Genomic DNA, 17,937 nt, shown 5'->3' with positions numbered 1-17,937 from the left:
TGCTGTGTCACGGAGAGATCAGGTCCGCGAGCTCGTTTCGAATTCGTTAGGCGAATGCCGCCTTCAGGCGCAGGATCAGCCTGGTGGGTGGCCTGGGCGATCAGGTGAATCGTTCCATTCCAGGTCACGGCCCTTCCTGCCTGGGAACCACCCGGGAGTGGACATGACCGATAGTACGGCACCGGGACGGATCGCCTTTCTCGGCGGGTTCCTGCCCCGCCTCTGTGGCATCGCCACCTTTACCCACGATCTGTGTGAAGCCGTGGCCGAGGCGGCGCCCGCCTCCCAGTGCTTCGCCGGGGCAGTGAACGATCGCCTGGACGCCTACGAGTACCCGGAGCGGGTGCGCTTCGAGCTGGACGAGCGGGATGTGGACTCCTACCGCCGGGCGGCGGACTACCTGAACTTCAACAAGGTCGATGTCCTCTGCGTGCAGCACGAGTTCGGCATCTACGGCGGACCGGCGGGCAGCCACCTGCTGGCCCTGCTCAAGGAAGTCCGGATGCCGGTGGTGACCACGCTGCACACGGTGCTGCGGGATCCGAATCCGGCCCAGTTCAAGGTCATGGAGGAGCTGGCGCGTCGCAGTGACCGGCTGGTGGTGATGGCCCAGAAGGGCGCGGAGATCCTCCACGAGACCTACGGGATTCCAGGCGCCAAGGTGGACCTCATCCCTCACGGCATCCCAGACCTGCCCTTCGTCGACTCGAGCTTCTTCAAGGCCGAGCTGGGCGTGGAGGGCCGGATGGTGCTGCTCACCTTCGGCCTGCTGGGCCCCGGCAAGGGCATCGAGACCGTCATCGAAGCCCTGCCGGCCATCGTGCGACGGCACCCGAACGTGGTCTACCTCGTCCTGGGCGCCACCCATCCCCACCTGGTCGCCCGCGACGGCGAGAGCTACCGCCTGGGTCTGGAGCGGCTGGCGGAGGCCCGGGGGGTGAAGGAACACGTGATCTTCTATAACCGCTTCGTCTCGCTGGAGGACCTCAAGGAGTTCATCGGTGCCACGGACATCTACCTGACGCCCTACCTCAACGAGGCCCAGATCACCTCGGGCACGCTGGCCTACGTCTTCGGCGCCGGCAAGGCCGTGGTGTCCACGCCCTACTGGCACGCCCAGGAGCTGCTGGCCGACGGGCGCGGCATCCTGGTGCCCTTCCGGGACCCGCAGGCCATCGCAGCGGGGGTCTGCGCCTACCTCGACGACCCGGAGCTCCTGCAGCGCACGCGGGAAACGGCCTACCAGATGGGCCGCGGGATGATCTGGCCGTCGGTTGCGCAGCGCTACCTCGGGTCCTTCCGGCAGGCGGGAGCGGACCGGAAGGTCGCCCCGCGCAAGGCCTTCGCCCACTGGACTCTGGCCAGCCGACCCTACGACCTGCCGCCCCTGCGCCTGGACCACCTCGTGCGCATGAGCGACGGGACCGGCATGTTCCAGCACGCCATCTTCAATGTCCCGAACTTCCACGAAGGCTACTGCACCGACGACAACGCCCGCGCCCTGATCCTCTGCATCCTCCTGGACGAGCTGGGCGGCCGGCCACCGGAGGAACTGCTCGACCGCCAGGCCACCAGCTACCTCGCCTTCCTCTGCGCCGCCCTGAACCAGGAGACCAATCGCTTCCGCAACTTCATGACCCATGGTCGGCATTGGCTGGAGGAGGCCGGCAGCGAGGACAGCCACGCCCGGGCCCTGTGGGCCCTGGGCACCTGCGCGGGGCGATCGCGCAACATAGGCCACCGGCGCCTGGCCAGCCAGCTGTTCGAGCGCGGTCTTCCGGCGGTGGAGGGCTTCTCGTCCCCGCGGGCCTGGGCTTTCACACTGCTGGGCATCCACGAATTCCTGGGGCGCCATCCCGGCCACCCGCAGATGCTCAGCGCCTGTAGCAGCCTCACCGAGCGGCTCGTGACCCTCTGGAAGGCCTGCGCCACCCCGGACTGGCCCTGGTTCGAGCCCATCGCCTCCTACGACAACGCCCGCCTCTGCCAAGCCCTCCTGCTGGGGGGCCAGCGGATGCCCCACCCGGAGGCTCTGGACGTCGGCTTACAATCCCTCCGCTGGCTCGCCTCCCTGCAGCGGACCCAGGCCGGCCACTTCCGGCCCATCGGCAGCAACGGGTTCTACGCGCGGGATGGCGCCCGGGCCGACTTCGACCAGCAGCCCGTGGAGGCGCAGGCCATGGTCTCCGCCTGCCTCGAGGCCTTCCGTGCGACCCGGGATGACGCCTGGAGCCACGAGGCCAAGCGGGCCTTCGAGTGGTTCCTGGGCCGCAACGACCTGGAGGTACCCCTCTACGACTCCAGCAGCGGCGGTTGCAGCGACGGCCTCCACCACGACCGGGTCAGCGAGAACCAGGGCGCGGAATCCACCCTGGCCTTCCACCTCTCCCTCGCCGAGATGACCTTCGCGGAGCACCCCATCGCCCACCCCCTGCGGTTCTCCTGATGCGCCCCATCCCGCTTCGCCACCACGACATCAGCTTGGTTCCGAAAAGCGCCCGGGTGATCCTCCGCCCCTTCATTCCCGGCGGCGTCCAGCGGATCACCACCATCATCGGCCGCGCCCTGGCCCTGAGCGAGGCCGAGACTCGGCGGGACCTGGCCGCGGTGCTGAAGGACTTCGAGGCCCGGCACCTGGACATCGAGGCCTCCCTGCTGGCCAGCTTCGCCAAGGTGGTGCCCCACCTCTTCACGCACCGGCCGCTGTCGAAGGAACGCACGCTCCTCATCGGGGCCCTCTTCTCGGGCGAGTACGCCCTGGAATCCGCGGCCCTCTTCAATCCCTCCATCGTTCCGCATCCGGATCAGGCGGGCGTGGCCGAGGGCGCCCTGCGCTTCATCATGAGCCTCCGCGCCACCGGGGAAGGGCACATCTCCTCCGTCGAATTCCGCACGGGCCTCATCAGCGCCGCGGGCGACATCCAGCTTGATGCCATCTCCCGCTTCGTCAGCATGCCCGTGCTCGACCCCGACCCCAGCTACATGAAGGTGCCCTTCGTGGTGAAGCTGCACGAGATGGGCTTCGAGAACGGGGCCTCCACGGCCGTGATGGAGCCGCTGGGCGACGGGTTCACGCGCAGCGAGCTGTTCCGGAGCGTGCTGCGCGTGCGGCGGGAGACCCAGCCGGTGACCCAGGGCCTCACCAACACCCTCAGCTGCATCCAGTGGCTGGCCGACTCCAACTACGAGATGCACTTCCCCCCCGAGCTGGCCATGAGCGAGCGGGTCATCTTCCCGGTCTCGCCCAACGAGAGCAACGGCATCGAGGACGCCCGCTTCGTCCGCTTCACGGACGACGACGGCAAGGTCACCTACTACGCCACCTACACGGCCTACAACGGGCACGCCATCCTGCCCCAGCTCATCGAGACCCGGGACTTCCTCCACTTCCGGGTGCTCACCCTCAACGGCTCCGCCGTCCAGAACAAGGGGATGGCGCTCTTCCCCCGGCGCATCGACGGCAACTACGCCATGCTGTCCCGCCAGGACGACGAGAACCTCTTCCTCATGTTCTCGGACAACCCCCACTACTGGAGCGACCCGAAGGTCATCCTGCACCCGGCGGAGGTCTGGGAATCCGTGAAAATCGGCAACTGCGGCTCACCCCTCGAGACCGAGGCGGGCTGGCTGGTGCTCACCCACGGCGTGGGGCCCATGCGCAAGTACTGCATCGGCGCCGCCCTGCTGGATCTCCATGACCCGACGAAGGTGCTGGGGCGGCTCTCCGAGCCGCTGCTGTTGCCGGAAGGCGATGGCCGGGAGGGCTACGTCCCCAATGTGGTCTACAGCTGCGGCTCCCTCATCCACGGCCGGGAGCTGATCCTGCCCTACGCCATGAGCGACCATGCCTCCACCATCGTGAGCGTGTCCCTGGATGAACTGCTGACCCGGCTGGTGGGGTGAGGTCCGGCGACGCCGACCCGCACGACGCGGTTCGAACGCACCCGGCTGCGCCGCGTGCCGGCCTTGTTCGGACACACCGCCTAGCTCCCTAGGAGGTTGGCCGCTTACCCTTCTGGGGCTCCGACCCATCCGGTCGGGATTCGAACTGCGTCTGGCTTTAACAGTCGCCGGTCTCGCTCCCGACAGCGCACTGCGCTGTCTCCGCGATCCCACTCGGAGGTTCGAATCTCCTGCTTTGTTCCGACCACAAAACGGGGGCCCGCAGGCCCCCGTTTTGTGGTCGGGGCGAGAGGATTCGAACCTCCGACCCTCTGCTCCCAAAGCAGATGCGCTACCAGGCTGCGCCACGCCCCGATGGGTTCAGTCTATCGCTACTTGCCGCCGATGGCGACGCTGCGGAGGTTCAGGCCGGCCCGCTGGAGGTCGAAGATCTTGGTGGCGAGGTTCAGCATGAGCTGGGTCTCCATGTCCTCCCGACCGCGCTTGGTGGCCCCGGCGGGGGGGATGGCGGCGATATCGGCGGCGGTGCGGCCCTTGGACCAGGCTAGGTCCATGGCGAAGGACACCTTCTTGTCCTGGCTGGACAGCTCGCCGGCCACGTTGGACATGCGGCCGTCGCCGCCGTAGCCGACCCGCAGCCAGCCCGGACCTTCGAAGCCGCGGCTGCTGTTGTTGATGTTCACGGAGTTCAGGCGGTTGTTGGCGCCGTAGGTGAAGTCCATGCGGGTCTGCACGCCCTGCTCGTCGTTGCGGAAGTCGAGACGCACGGGCAGCTTGGTGGTCTTGTCCACGGCGACCTCAAGCTTGCCGCGCTTCCAGAAGCCCAGGCTCTGGGCCAGGCTCTGCTCGCGCTTCTTCGCGTCCCAACCCTTGGTGGGGGCGTTGAAGACCAGGCGCTGGACCGTGTGGCCGTTGACGGTCTCCTCGCCGGCCAGGGTGGCCTGGAAGGTGGGGGCGTCGACGTAGACGGCCTTGATGTCGTTCAGGGTCTGGCGGAACCAGGACATGTAGGTGAGCGGGGCGTCGGAGGGGGGCAGGTCCACCCGCGTGGTGTAGGCGTTCTGCTCCTTGCTGTAGATGAAGCCGCGGTTGCCGCGCCGGGTGTAGAGGATGGTGCCGAAGTCGCCGGCCAGGTCGGTCTTGAAGTCGCCGTTGGCGAAGTAGGTGCCCTTGACCCGGAGGTTGGCCTGGCCGCCCTGGCTGTTTCCCTTCACCGCACCCTGGCTGGCGGTGTCCACCTTCTGGTTGATCAGGGCGCCGCTGAGGGCGATGCCCAGGGTGCCCTGCATCTCGACGGAGGTGATGCCCTGGTAGGGCTGGCCGAACCAGCCGGTGTCCACGGCGTCCAGGGTCTGCAGGAGTGCCTGGCGGGCGGCCTCGGCTTCCGGGGTGGGCTTTGCCTGAGCCGCCTTGGACGCGGGCTTGGCTGCCTTGGGGGCAGCCTTGGAGGGCGCCTGGGCGGGCAGGAGGCTGGCGGCGAGCAGGAGGGGGAGCAGGGGAAGACGCATGGGGACCTCGATGGGACTATCGATGAGGATGTCTGGGGGCGGGCTTATGTTCCGGGCGCTCCTTGGCGAAGCAGGCCCGGCAGAGGGCCTTGGCGGGATCCTCGGGGATGAAGGGCAGGTATTCCTGGGCCCCGCAGGTGGCGCAGGTGATGTGGGTGAGGATGCGGGCGGTGTCCTGGCCGCCCTTCCGCTTGTAGACGAAGGAGCGCCGGTAGCAGTCGGGACACAGGTAGAACTTCTGGCCGGATTCGACCCGGAAGTGCATGCCGCACTCCGCGCAGATCTTCTCCCGGGGAGCCTTGGGATCCGGCGGTGCCACCGGGGCCCGCTTGGTCAGCAGGACGGGGGTGGGTTTCGGGGCCGACTCCGGAACCGCCTCTCCGGATGCAGTGGCCTTCGAGGGTTTGGGCCCTTTGATCATCAGTATGGGTTTCCAAGTGCGGCCAGGGCCGAAGGATCAGGGTACCCCATCCAGGGGTTGCCCGCGAGTTCCAGTCCTGCCGGGGAGGTGCCATCCTGGGCGCATGCCCCTTCCACCCGACCTCCTGGAACCCCTGCGGCGCGGGGAGCACCGGGCCCTGGGCCGGGCGATCTCCTGGATGGAAAATGGCCACCCCGGCGCCCGGGATCTCATGGCCCGGGTCTGGCCCCACCTGGGGCGGGCATCGGTGATTGGCATCACGGGTTCCCCCGGCGCCGGGAAGAGCACCCTGACAGACCAGCTGGCCCGCACCCTTCGCGCCCAGGGGCAGAAGGTGGGGATCCTGGCGGTGGATCCCACCTCCCCCTTCAGCGGCGGAGCCATTCTTGGCGACCGCATCCGCATGCAGCGCATCGCGGCGGATCCCGGCATCTTCATCCGGAGCATGGCCACCCGCGGGGCCCTGGGCGGCCTGGCCCGGGCCACCCAGGACGCCATCGACCTGCTGGACGCCGCGGGCTTCGACACCGTGATCGTGGAGACGGTGGGCGTGGGCCAGGACGAGGTCGACGTGGTGAGCTGCGTCCAGACCTGCTGCGTGGTGCTGGTGCCCGGCATGGGTGACGAGATCCAGGCCATCAAGGCCGGGATCATGGAAGTGGCCGATCTCTTCGTCATCAACAAGGCCGACCGCGAGGGCGCCGACCAGGTGGAGTTTGAGCTCTCGGCCATGAAGTCGCTGGCCATGCCTCAGGGCTGGGACCCCCCCATCCTCCGCACCGTAGCCCAACAGGGCGAGGGCATCCACGAGCTCCTGGCCCAGGTGGAAGAACACGGGCGCTGGCTGCAGGCCCACGGGGGCCTGGAGCGGAAGGCCCGGGAGCGCGCCCGGCTTCGCTTCGAGTCCCTGCTGGCCGAGGAGGCCGTGCGCCGGGCCAAGGCCCGGGCCGGTGCCGACCGGGTGGACGCCGCCCTGCGGGGCATCGCAGAGCGGACCCTGGACCCTTATACCGCCGTGCGGGCCATCCTGGACGAAGCTTGAGTCTTCCGAACAGGTCCCGATAGGTCACCATGGCCGCCCGGAACCTCAACAAGGAGCAGGTCGAGGCCATTCGCATGGTCTTCCAGCGGCTGTGCGAAGGCGAGGACCTGATCCAGGTGCACTTCGGGGACCTACAGGGGGAGTTCAAGGTGCTGGCCGAGACGCCGGACCGCATCATCCTCGGCATCTCGGACCTGGAGCGGGGCCAGTGGCGCCTGAAATCCGGGGCCCGTCTGACCCTGAAGGTGCTGGACCGGGGCCTCCTCTACGAGGCCATAGTGGACTACCAGGGCCACGGCCGGCTCCACGGGGTGGAAGCCTGCCACGTGACCCTGCCCCGCCTGCTGCGGGCCGTGGACGCCCACCGGCTGGCGGACTTCGTGCCCGACCGGCCCATCCCCTGCTCCTTCTCGGATCAGCGCAACGACATCAAGGACGGGAAGGCCACAGCCTTCGGCGAGGACGGCCTGGAGCTGGCCCCGCCCGGGGGCACCAAGGTCCTGGGTGACATGCTCCGGCTAAATGCCGCCTCCACCGTGGAGGTGAAGCCGCCTACAGGCGAGAGCATCGTGCTGTCGGTGAAGGTGGCCTACTTCGGCGAGCGGACCTGGGGCCTGCGCCTCGCGGACACAGCGGACCGCATGGCCGTGAGCCGCTACCGCCAGTGGGTGCTCGAGGCCCGCCATGCCCAGGCCAACCGCGACCGCTCCCGCTTCAACCCCGGCGGGCTGGAGTCCACCCGCCTGGCCACGCGCAAGGAGGCGCCCAAGCCGGTGACGACCCAGCTGCGGCTCCTAGTGGACCGCGACCCCCTGGTGCTGGTGCTGGCCGAAGGCGAGGCCTTCCCGGCCCGCCTGGGCGAGGCCATCGGCCGCAAGTTCGGAGTTGCGGCCTTCGACCCTGGGCCGGGCCTGCTGCGACCCGCCCTCGGCGCCCTGGGCGTCGATGACCAGGGCTGGGGGCGGGTCAGGCTGGTGCTGATCCACCACAAGCTCCGCGCCGGCACGGCCATGGAGCGCTGCCGGCGCTTGGTCCAGGAAGAGGCCTGCCCCCTGCCGGTCCTGCTCGCCGGCACCGACGAAGATACCGACCTGAAGCGCAACCGGGCCATGGCGGCCGGGGCCGTGGACTACCTGGTGGTGGAGCCCTTCCAGATCCTCTCCGTCCTCCGGACCCTGGACCAGACCCTCAAGCTGTTCGCCTGAACTCAGGATCGGCTGATCTGATTCCGATGAAGGGGGGTTGCCTTCATCGCACCTGCCCATCGGGAGTCCCAGATGTCCTTGTCCAGCCGTCTGAGCGTGAGGGGAAAGCTCGTCCTACTCCTGGCCATGCCCCTGGCGGGCTACGCCTACTTCAACCTCCACGACACCTGGATGGACTTTCAGGAACTCACCGCCAAGGGCCTGATCCAGAAGGGCCTCGATCTCTCTGAGCCCCTCTGGCGCTCCTTCATCGCGAACTTCGTCATTTCCTTCATCGTGTGGATGGTCACCTTCTTCCTGGTGTACCGCGTCAGCCTCTGGATCACCCGGCCCCTGAAGTCCATGGCCGAAGGCCTCGGGAAGAGCGACCTCACGCTGGAATTGGGGGTGGAGAGCGAGGACGAGATCGCCCAGGTCGCCATCGCCTTCAATGGCTACAACGCCCGGCTCCGCAGCATCTTCCAGAACCTCTCAGGCTCCTCCAGCTCCGTGGCCAGCGGCGCCACCCAGCTCTCCGCCTCCAGCGAGCAGATGGCCGCCACCAGCGCCAGCCTGGCCCAGAACTCCGAAGCCCAGCGGGCCGCCTTCGAGCGGGTGGCCGCCGCCGTCACCGAGCTCTCGGCCTCCATCGAGCAGGTCTCGGGCAACATCCGGCGCTCCCAGAAGGAATCCGAGGCGGCCGTGGCCGCCGTGAATCAGGGCTCCCAGGCAGGCGGCGAGAGCGCCCAGGCCATGGATGACATCCGGGCCGCCACGGCCCGGATGGTGTCCGCCGTCCGCCTGATCCAGGACATCGCCCGGCAGACCAACCTGCTCTCCCTGAACGCGGCCATCGAGGCGGCCAAGGCCGGGGCCATGGGCAAGGGCTTCGCTGTGGTGGCGGAGGAAGTCCGCAAGCTGGCCGAGCGCAGCGGGGCTGCGGCCCGGGAAATCGGCCAGCTGATCGAACAGAGCAACGCCTCCGTGGACCGCGGCGCCGACATGGTGACGGCCACGGTCACCGCCCTCGCCACCATCGACACCAACATCCAGGGCCTCGCGGCCATGATTCTCGAAGTGGGGGCCGCGGCGGACGAGCAGGCCCGCACCAGCACCGAGGTGGCCGAGCAGGTGGACGAGAACCTCAGCCGCGTGGCCCACAACGCGACGGCCACGGAGCAGATGGCCCGCACCGTGAGCGAGGTCGCCCGCACCGCCGCCGAGCTGGCCCGGGTCGCCGAGGACCAGAACCACCTGGTGGGGCAGTTCAGGGTTTAGCGATCACCCCGTACAGGTCCGGCCGCCGGTCGCGGAAGAAGCCGAAGGAGGCGCGGTTGCGCCGGATCTCCTCCAGGTCGAAGTCCGCCGTGATGACGCCGCTGGCCGCGCGGCCCAGCTCGGCCACCTTTTCGCCGCGGTGGTCGGAGATGAAGGAGTGGCCGTAGAAGGTCTGGTCGCCCTCCAGGCCGATGCGGTTGGAGGCCACCACGGGCACCACGTTGGACACGGCATGACCGATCATGGCCCTCTGCCAGAGGTCCTTGGTATCCAGTCCTGGGTTCTCGGGCTCGGTGCCGATGGCCGTGGGGTAGAGGAGGAGGTCGGCACCGAGCAGCATCATGGCCCGGGCACACTCGGGGTACCACTGGTCCCAGCAGATGCCCACGCCCAGCTTGCCGAAGCGCGTGTCCCACACCTTGAAGCCGGTATTGCCCGGCCGAAAGTAGAACTTCTCCTCGTAGCCGGGTCCATCGGGGATGTGGCTCTTGCGGTAGATGCCCAGCAGGGATCCATCGGCATCCACCATGGCTAGGCTGTTGTAGAAGGCGTGGCCATCCCGCTCGAAGAAAGAGACGGGGATCACCACCCCCAGCTCCTTGGCCAGGCTCTGGAAGCGGGCGATGGTGGGATGCCCTTCGACGGGTTTGGCCCAGTCGAAGAAGGCATCCTTCTCTTCGCGGCAGAAATAGATCCCTTCGAACAGCTCCGAGGGCAGGATCACCTGCGCACCCCTGGCTGCGGCCTCGCGCACGAGGCCCTCCACCCTGGCCACATTCTCGACGAGGCTGGGCCCAAAAGCGCACTGGGTGGCGGCGACGCGGACCATGGTGTTGACGCGGGTTTCGTTCGCTGCGCTCACAGGACCTCCGGCTGCTGCTGGGTGATGCAGTGGAAGGCGCCGCCCCCGCTGAGGATGGCCCGGGCGGAGCGGCCCACAGTGCGCCGCCCCGGGAAGAGACGGGCGATGGTCGCCACCGCTTCATCATCGAAGGGCGTGCCGTAGGTGGGAACCACGACCGCCGCGTTGCCGATGTAGAAGTTCACGAAGCTGGCGGGCATGGGCTCACCGTCCTCGTTCTCCAGCAGACCCGGCGAGGGGATGCGCACCACCTGGAGCTTCCGGCCACGGGCATCGGTCATCCCTTCAAGATCCGCCGCCAAGCGGTCAAGGATGGCCGCGTTGGGATCGGCGGGATCCCGGGCTTCCATGCAGACCACCACGCCCGGTGCTGTGAAGCGGACCAGGGTGTCGATGTGGCCGTCGGTGTGGTCGTTGAGCAGGCCCTCGTCCAGCCAGAGCACCTTTTCGGCGCCCAGGCCTTCGCGCAGGGCGGCCTCGATCTGAATCTGGTTCATCCCGGGGTTGCGGTTGGGGTTGAGCAAGCACTGGCGGGTGGTGAGCACGGTGCCCTCGCCATCCACCTCCACAGAGCCGCCCTCTAGCACCCAGCCGTGATCCAGGCGCGGCAACCCGGTGATCGCCGCCACCCGGCCCGCCACCTGGTCATCGCCCGGCAGCTCGTACTTCCCGCCCCAGCCGTTGAAGCGGAAGCAGGCCGCGTGGAGGGTCCGGGCGGCATCCTGCACGAAGATCGGCGCCGTATCCCGCAGCCAGATATCCCCCACGGGCACACGGTGGAACCGCACGTTGGCCAGCACCGGCGCCAGGACCGCCCGGGCCTGGGCTTCCAAGGCGTCATCCTGAACCAGCAGGTCTAGGGCCTCGCCGCCGTCCTCCGCGATGGCCAGACACAGCGCCGCGAGCTCCGCCTGGGCCGGGGCGAGGTTCTCCTGCCAGAGGTGGCCGTGGCTGGGCCAGGCCAGCCAGCAGGCGCTGTGGCGGTCCCACTCGGCGGGCTGGTGGAAGGGGGGACGATTCATGGGTCAGAGTTCCTTGCCTGCGCCCCGGCATGGGGTGATCCATCAGTTCAGCAAAACCGGGCCCTCCAGTCGAGCCTTAAGGGAAGGGAGAGGGGCCGCGCCCTCCACCGCCGGACCTACCCCGTATGATGAGGGCTACACCCCTGGAGTTTCCATGTTCCTGCATCGCGCCCTGCGCGTGTCCTTCCTGCTCTTCACCCTGCTGGGCTGGGGGGCGCCAGGGCTGCCCGCCCGGGGAACCCAGGCGGCGGCCCCGGTTGAGGGGGTCCGCGAGCACTACACCAAGCGCGAGGTGCTGATCCCCATGCGGGACGGTAAGAAGCTGTTCACGGCCATCTACACCCCAAGGGACACCAGCCGGGCCTACCCCATCCTCATGCAGCGCACACCCTACAGCGTGTGGCCCTACGGCGAGGAAGCCTTCCCCGAGCACCTGGGGCCCTCGCCCCGCTTCCAGGCCGAGGGCTTCATCTTCGTCTACCAGGATGTGCGGGGCCGCATGATGTCCGAGGGCGAGTTCGTGAACATGCGGCCCCAGCGGGCCGCCAGTGGCGCCCCCGTGGACGAGAGCACGGACACCACCGACACCATCGACTGGCTGCTCAAGAACGCCGAAGGGAACAACGGCCGCGTGGGCCAGTGGGGCATCAGCTACCCGGGCTTCTATTCGGCCGTGGCCCTGCTCTCGGGGCATCCGGCCCTGAAGGCCGTGTCGCCCCAGGCTCCCATCGTGGACTGGTTCCAGGGCGACGACTTCCACCGCAACGGCGCCCTCTGGCTGCCCCACGCCTTCAACTTCATGGTGAGCTTCGGCCTGCCCCGCCCCGCGCCCACCCAGGCCTGGCCCAAGCCCTTCGAGCACGGCACCTCGGACGGCTACGAGTGGTTCCTGCGCCTGGGCCCCACGGCGGCCACGCGGCAGTACACGAAGGAGGTGGCCTTCTGGAACGAGATGCTGGACCATCCCACGTACGACGCCTTCTGGCAGGCCCGCAACCTGCGGCCCCAGCTGAAGGGCGTGCGGCCGGCTGTGCTTACCGTGGGCGGCTGGTTCGACGCGGAGAACCTCTACGGCGCCCTGCAGGTGTTCAAGACCGTCGGGCACCAGAGCCCCGCCACGGACAACCGCCTGGTCATGGGGCCCTGGTTCCACGGTGGCTGGGAGCGCAGCGCGGGGGACCACCTGGGCCCCGTACAGTTCGGCGCCCCCACCGCCGAGTGGTTCCAGGCCGAGGTGCTGCTCCCCTTCTTCCTGCACCACCTGAAGGGTGCGAAGGACCCCGGGCTGGCCAAGGTCACGGTCTTCGAGACCGGCACCAACCGCTGGCACCAGCTCGAGGCCTGGCCGCCGAAACAGGTGAAGGATTCCAAGCTCTACCTGCAGCCCAGCGGACGACTTTCCTTCACGGCGCCCGCGCCAGCCGGTGGCTCCGACTCGTTCATTTCCGATCCTGCCAAGCCCGTACCCTTCATCGAGCAGGTGGCCATCGGCATGCCCAAGGAGTACATGACCGCGGACCAGCGCTTCGCCGGACGACGCACCGACGTGCTGGTGTATCAGACCGAGCCCCTGAAGGCGGACCTGACCCTCGCCGGCCCCCTGCGCCCCGAGCTCTTCGTGGCCACCACGGGCACCGATGCGGACTGGGTGGTAAAGCTCATCGATGTCTATCCCGACGGCTTCAAGAACCCGGACTTCAAGCCCGGCGGCTCACCCTGGGACCGCACACCCAACCCCATGGGCGGCTACCAGCAGCTGGTGCGGGGCGAGGTCATGCGCGGGAAGTTCCGCGACAGCCTCGAGCACCCCGGACCCTTCACCCCCGGCCAGCCCACCCGCGTGGCCTGGTCCATGAACGACATCTTCCACACCTTCAAGAAGGGCCACCGCGTCATGGTGCAGGTCCAGAGCAGCTGGTTCCCCCTCATGGACCGCAATCCCCAGACCTTCATGAACATCAACGAAGCCATAGCCACCGACTACCGGCCGGCCACCCACACCGTGTTTCACAATGCCGCCCAGCCCAGCCATCTCGGGGTGGCCGTATGCTCTGGCCCGGGACAATGAACCGCCCCAATTCGCGTCCAACTCAACCCTTCGAGGTCCCCATGCCCAGCCGAGTCCTGCGTCCGCTGTTCCTCGCCCTGCTCTGCGGCATTCCTGTCGCGGCCCAGAAGGCTCAAGCGGCTAGGCCGGCCGCTCCCACCGTGGAAGCCGCCCGCCTGGCCGCCCTCAAGGTTCGGAGCCTCGGCCCGGCCACCATGGGCGGCCGAGTCTCGGATATCGCCACGGATCCCGGGAACGCCGACACCTTCTACCTCGGCCTCGCCACCGGTGGCGTGTGGAAGACGGCCAACGCCGGGGCCACCTTCACGCCCCTCTTCGACAAGCAGGGCACGGCCTCCATCGGGGCCGTCGCCGTGGCACCCTCGAATCCCAGGGTGCTCTGGGTCGGCACCGGCGAGGCCAACGACCGCAACAGCTCGGGCTGGGGCAAGGGGGTCTTCCGTTCCGTGGATGGCGGTGAGACCTGGGCCCAGGCCGGACTCGAGGGCAGCCGCACCATCCCCCGCATCGTGGTGCACCCGAAGGACGCCAACACCGCCTGGGTGGCGGTCATGGGCGACCTGTGGACGCCCGGGGGCGAACGGGGCCTGTTCAAGACCACGGATGGCGGCACCTCCTGGAAGGCCGTCCTCAAGGCCCCCGCGCCCCTAGACACCCACGTGGGCTGTGGCGACGTGGTGCTGGACCCCGCCACCCCGGACACCCTCTACGCGACCCTCTACGCCCGCCGCCGCACACCCTGGTCCTTCACTTATGGCGCCGCGGCGGCCGAGGGCAGAGATGTGGGGGGCATCTACAAGAGCCTGGACGGCGGCACCACCTGGCGGCGCCTGGACAAGGGCCTCCCCACCCAGATGGGCCGCATCGGAATCGACGTGGCCCGCAGCCAGCCCGGCACCGTGATGGCCGTCATCCAGAGCGATGAGGGCGGCACCGTGGGCATCGACGATCTGCTCAGCCGCCGGGGTGGCGTGTTCCGTTCCGAGGATGGCGGCGAGACCTGGCTGCGCACCAACGCCCTCAACCCGCGCCCCTTCTACTTCAGCCAGCTCCGCATCGATCCTGTGAATCCCCTGCGGGTCTACGTGCTGGGCTACATGCTGCATGTCTCTGATGATGGAGGCCGGAGCTTCCGCGAGGACCTGTTCGCCAAGGTGCATGCGGATTGCCACGCCCTGGCCTTTCCGAAGGCCGACCCGCCGCGCGCGGTTCCACCCGAGCCCGGAGAGTCCGCCCGGCCCCCGGTCACCGCCCGGCTGCTGCTGGGCACGGACGGCGGCCCTTACCAGAGCTATGAGGCCGGCGCCAACTGGCTCCACCTCAGCCGCATTCCCTCGGGCCAGTACTACCGGATCGCCCTGGACGACAGCAGCCCCTACCGCATCGCGGGGGGCCTCCAGGACAACGTCAACTGGGTGGGGCCAAGCCGCGTGGGCTCCAAGGATGGCATCCTGAACGGCGACTGGACCAACATCCAGGGCGGGGACGGCTTCTACTGCGTCTTCGATCCGGATGATCGGGACGTGATCTACGCCGAAAGCCAGGAGGGTTGGATCCACCGCTTCAACCTCCGCACCGGCGAGATGAAGGTGCTGCGCCCCAATCCCGCCGAGGGCCAGCCCGGGTTCCGCTTCCACTGGAACTCGCCCCTCATCGGCAGCCGCCACGCCAGGGGCACCATGTACCTCGCGGGCAACCGAGTCTTCCGCCTGAAGCACCGCGGCGAGGCGTGGACCCTCATCAGTCCAGACCTCTCCAGCCGGGATCCCCTCAAGACCACCACCGTGGGCAGCGGCGCCGAGAACTATGGTGTGGTTTACGCCCTGGCCGAATCACCTCTCAAGGCCGGGCTGCTCTGGGCCGGCACCGATGACGGCAAGCTGTGGCTCACGGAAGACGAGGGCGCCCACTGGACGGACCTCAGCGCCTACCTTCCCCTCCCGGCCAGGGGTCAGTGGGTCAGCCGCATCGAGGCGAGCGCCCACGATCCCAAGGTCGCCTACCTCGCCGTGGACGCCCACCGGGCAGGCAACTACGCCCCCCTGGTGCTACGCACCGCGGACGGTGGCCGCACCTGGACCAGTCTCGCCGCCAACCTGCCGGCGGACGGCCCCGTGAAAGTGGTCCGGGAGGATCCCGTGAACCCCGCCCTGCTGTTCGCCGGGACGGAATTCGGCTTCTTCACGAGCCTGGATCGTGGTGCCTCCTGGGTGAAGCTGGGTGGCCTGCCGACGGTGGCCGTGGACGATCTCCAGATCCACCCCCGGGACCACGACCTAGTCATCGCCACCCACGGCCGCAGCCTCTACGTCCTGGATGACATCACGGCGCTACGGTCGCTCACGGCGGACCAGGCGGCCAAGGCCCTCCTGCTCTTCCCACCCCGCCCCGCTCATGGCGCCTATCTCCTGCCCGGCTGGGAGGACTCGGCGGGCAAGGGCGAATTCCGGGGGGAGAACCCGCCGGAGGGCGCCCTCCTCACCTACTGGCTGCGCGACCTGGGCGACGAGCTGCCCGTCCTCACCATCACCAGTCCCGAAGGTCAGCCCGTAGCCACCTTCAAGCTGCCGGGCACGCCCGGTCTCGGCCGGGTGAGCTGGAACCTGCGCCCCACCAAGGACTACCTCACCCAGTATGGCGGCCTGGGCGCCGAGAAGCTCGTCCGCCCCGGCACCTACACGGCGACCCTCTCCCTGGGCAGCAGCAAAGTCCAACAGAAACTCCAGGTCACCATCGCTGCCGGGGTCGAGACCCGGTAGCCCGAGTCCTGCTCCCAGGCCTCCAAGAGGGTCCACCGCGGGCTGGAGGAGGGCATCCACCAGATGAGCCTAGGCGACCACTCCTTCCGCATGGACGCGACTCGGACAGACGAATTCGGCAAGCTGGCCCGAACCTTGAACCACATGGCCTCCCAGATCGAATGCGACAGCCTGACGGGCCTTCTGAGCCGTCAGGAGTTCGACCGCCGGATCGCGGTTGAGCTTGTGCGTTCCGTCCGCTATGGCCACACCTTCACGGTGTTGATGCTCGACCTCGACCACTTCAAGTGTGTGAATGACCTGCACGGCCATCCCGCAGGGGACGACGTGCTCCGCAGCATCACCGCCCGGCTCAGCCGGAATTTTCGGTCCACCGACAGCTTCGCCCGCTATGGCGGAGAGGAATTCGTGGCGGTTCTCTCGGAGACGGGGGTAGGTGGGGCCAAGATCCTGGCAGGCCGGCCCTGCGAGATCGTGGCTGCTGAGTCCGTGACCATCTCGGCGGGCGTGGCGATCCCGGTGACCATCAGCATCGTTTGTGCTACTTACCGAACCGACGGTGCGACGGCCGAAAGTATGGTGGCAGCGGCGGACATCACCCTGTACTCCGCCAAGCGATCGGGCCGAAACCGCGCCGAGACCTATCACTCTGGCCTTGAAGCAACCCAGCCTAGCCCTTCCACCCCTCCAACACTCTGAAGCGACTCCCCATCATGCCGGGGAGGGTGAGCTGGAGCAGGTTCTCGGTGCGGGCTTTGCGGTCGGCTTCGGGCAGGGTCAGCCACTGGGCGCCCCACTGATCCAACGGCGCGTGGGTGCGGATCCACTTGCTCAGCTCCACGTGGCCCAGGCCCATGAAGCGGTGGCCTTCGAGCAGGTGGGCTAGGCGGGTGAAATCCACGTCGGCAGTGAGGTCGGCTTCACCAAGATCCTCATGCCAGCGGCCATCCACGCCGTGGGCCTTGAAGCGGCGCAGGTCGGCGCCCTTGGCCAGCAGGCGGTCGACAGACTCGCCGTAGTCCACGGCCAGAAAGAGCCCCGCCTCCAGTGGTGCCGCGAGGTCCCGCACCAGGGCCGGCAGGGACTCGCACCAGACGCTGCCATCGCGGGGCTCCAGGCCATCGGTGTGGGCGGCGAACCAGGCGCCGGCCTCGCCGGGATCCGCCGCCTGCCACTGGGGACCGCCGGTGGTCAGCACCTCGCGCGTCCAGCGCTCGCCATCCCAGCGCCAGGGCTGGGCGGGCAGGGCGTCGAAGAGCTCGTTGCTGAAGACGGCGCCCAGGAAGGGTTCCAAGGCTTCCGACTCTGCGGCGAACTGCGCGCGGTTCGCCGCGAGGAAAGGAGCGAGGGCGGCTTCCGCCGCGGCTTTCGCTGCCGGGTTGTCGTCGCGGTGGACGTAGACCAGGGCCTCGGCGAAGGGCCCTGATACCGCATTCAGCAGATCCCGCCCCAGCCAGCCTCGCCCGGCGCCGGGCTCCAGGGCGGTAAAGCGCGCGGGCCGGTCCAAGCGCTCCCATGCGGCCTCCAGCCGGAGGGCCAGGGTCTGGCCCAGCAGGGGCCCCAGGTCCAGGGCCGTGTAGTAGTCCTTGCCCGCGAAGCCCCAGGGGCCTTCCGCCCGCCGGTAATAGCCGTGCTCCGGGTGGTAGAGCCCCAGGGCCATGACCTCGGCGGCGGGCACGGGACCTTGGGCCAGGCGGGTTTGCAGCAGCTCGTTCAGCGGTTTCACTTCTTCTCCAGAGGCCACTTCTCCAGCAGCACCGGCAGCAGCCACTGGGTGAGCAGCAGGGCCAGAGCCACGCCGCCCAGGCAGGCGAGGCCGAGGCCCCGCAGGCCGCGGTAGCCGCTGAAGACCATGCCGCCGAAGCCCGCCAGGGTGGTGCCGGCGCAGAC

Annotated in this window: 13 protein-coding genes and 1 tRNA gene; 8 read left to right on the top strand and 6 right to left on the bottom strand. The window is 68.6% G+C overall.

All coding sequences use genetic code 11. The features are described 5' to 3' along the window. Positions 1-163: 163 nt before the first annotated feature. Together WAS25_RS02835 and WAS25_RS02830 are read left to right on the top strand one after the other, a co-directional pair. Complete coding sequence (locus WAS25_RS02835) at positions 164-2,446, top strand: glycosyltransferase family 4 protein (RefSeq protein ID WP_422309993.1); 2,283 nt, start codon at positions 164-166, stop codon at positions 2,444-2,446. Beyond that, a complete protein-coding gene (locus WAS25_RS02830; RefSeq protein WP_422309992.1) occupies positions 2,446-3,903 on the top strand; it encodes a glycoside hydrolase family 130 protein in 1,458 nt (485 codons plus the stop codon). The genes WAS25_RS02835 and WAS25_RS02830 overlap by 1 nt, the downstream gene beginning before the upstream one ends. 277 nt (positions 3,904-4,180) lie before the next feature. Here the strand turns inward: WAS25_RS02830 and WAS25_RS02825 are convergent. The 3 genes from WAS25_RS02825 to WAS25_RS02815 all read right to left on the bottom strand — a co-directional run bounded on the left by WAS25_RS02825 (position 4,181) and on the right by WAS25_RS02815 (position 5,832). Next, positions 4,181-4,257, bottom strand: a tRNA-Pro gene (locus WAS25_RS02825). A gap of 17 nt (positions 4,258-4,274) precedes the next feature. After that, complete coding sequence (locus tag WAS25_RS02820; RefSeq protein WP_422309991.1) at positions 4,275-5,411, bottom strand: hypothetical protein; 1,137 nt, start codon at positions 5,409-5,411, stop codon at positions 4,275-4,277. Positions 5,412-5,427: 16 nt separating this feature from the next. Beyond that, entirely contained in the window at positions 5,428-5,832 is a 405-nt protein-coding gene (locus WAS25_RS02815; protein WP_422309990.1) for a hypothetical protein, read from the bottom strand. Positions 5,833-5,935: 103 nt separating this feature from the next. Between WAS25_RS02815 and meaB the strand changes: the two genes are divergently transcribed. The 3 genes from meaB to WAS25_RS02800 all read left to right on the top strand — a co-directional run bounded on the left by meaB (position 5,936) and on the right by WAS25_RS02800 (position 9,336). Beyond that, positions 5,936-6,874: a methylmalonyl Co-A mutase-associated GTPase MeaB gene (gene meaB, locus WAS25_RS02810; protein ID WP_422309989.1), complete on the top strand. Its 939-nt coding sequence runs from the start codon at positions 5,936-5,938 to the stop codon at positions 6,872-6,874. Between the two features lie 29 nt (positions 6,875-6,903). Beyond that, positions 6,904-8,079 (top strand): hypothetical protein, encoded by a 1,176-nt coding sequence (locus tag WAS25_RS02805; RefSeq protein ID WP_422309988.1) that lies wholly within the window; start codon positions 6,904-6,906, stop codon positions 8,077-8,079. Between the two features lie 72 nt (positions 8,080-8,151). After that, complete coding sequence (locus WAS25_RS02800; protein WP_422309987.1) at positions 8,152-9,336, top strand: methyl-accepting chemotaxis protein; 1,185 nt, start codon at positions 8,152-8,154, stop codon at positions 9,334-9,336. Here WAS25_RS02800 and aguB read toward each other — a convergent pair. Beyond that, the gene (gene aguB / locus WAS25_RS02795; protein ID WP_422310002.1) at positions 9,326-10,165 is read right to left on the bottom strand and encodes an N-carbamoylputrescine amidase; all 840 of its coding nucleotides are present in this window, start codon (positions 10,163-10,165) and stop codon (positions 9,326-9,328) included. The genes WAS25_RS02800 and aguB overlap by 11 nt on opposite strands. A 29-nt stretch (positions 10,166-10,194) precedes the next feature. Continuing rightward, positions 10,195-11,220, bottom strand: coding sequence for an agmatine deiminase family protein (locus WAS25_RS02790; protein ID WP_422309986.1), 1,026 nt, complete (start codon positions 11,218-11,220; stop codon positions 10,195-10,197). A 154-nt stretch (positions 11,221-11,374) separates the two neighbouring features. Between WAS25_RS02790 and WAS25_RS02785 the strand changes: the two genes are divergently transcribed. The 3 genes from WAS25_RS02785 to WAS25_RS02775 are packed head-to-tail and all read left to right on the top strand — an operon-like array spanning position 11,375 to position 16,746. Next, positions 11,375-13,288 (top strand): CocE/NonD family hydrolase, encoded by a 1,914-nt coding sequence (locus WAS25_RS02785; RefSeq protein WP_422309985.1) that lies wholly within the window; start codon positions 11,375-11,377, stop codon positions 13,286-13,288. A gap of 41 nt (positions 13,289-13,329) precedes the next feature. Continuing rightward, complete coding sequence (locus WAS25_RS02780; protein ID WP_422309984.1) at positions 13,330-16,047, top strand: WD40/YVTN/BNR-like repeat-containing protein; 2,718 nt, start codon at positions 13,330-13,332, stop codon at positions 16,045-16,047. Between the two features lie 42 nt (positions 16,048-16,089). After that, positions 16,090-16,746 (top strand): GGDEF domain-containing protein, encoded by a 657-nt coding sequence (locus WAS25_RS02775; RefSeq protein WP_422310001.1) that lies wholly within the window; start codon positions 16,090-16,092, stop codon positions 16,744-16,746. On the opposite strand, the gene WAS25_RS02770 is transcribed toward WAS25_RS02775, so the two are convergent. Next, on the bottom strand, positions 16,718-17,773 hold the full coding sequence (locus WAS25_RS02770; protein ID WP_422309983.1) for an SAM-dependent methyltransferase: 1,056 nt from the start codon (positions 17,771-17,773) through the stop codon (positions 16,718-16,720). The genes WAS25_RS02775 and WAS25_RS02770 overlap by 29 nt on opposite strands. Positions 17,774-17,937: the final 164 nt, after the last annotated feature.

Origin of the sequence: Geothrix sp. (genome assembly GCF_049292215.1) — a bacterium.
Classification (GTDB): Bacteria; Acidobacteriota; Holophagae; order Holophagales; family Holophagaceae; genus Geothrix.
Note: the sequence above shows the minus strand (reverse complement) of the source record. Positions and strands in the feature narration are given on the sequence as shown.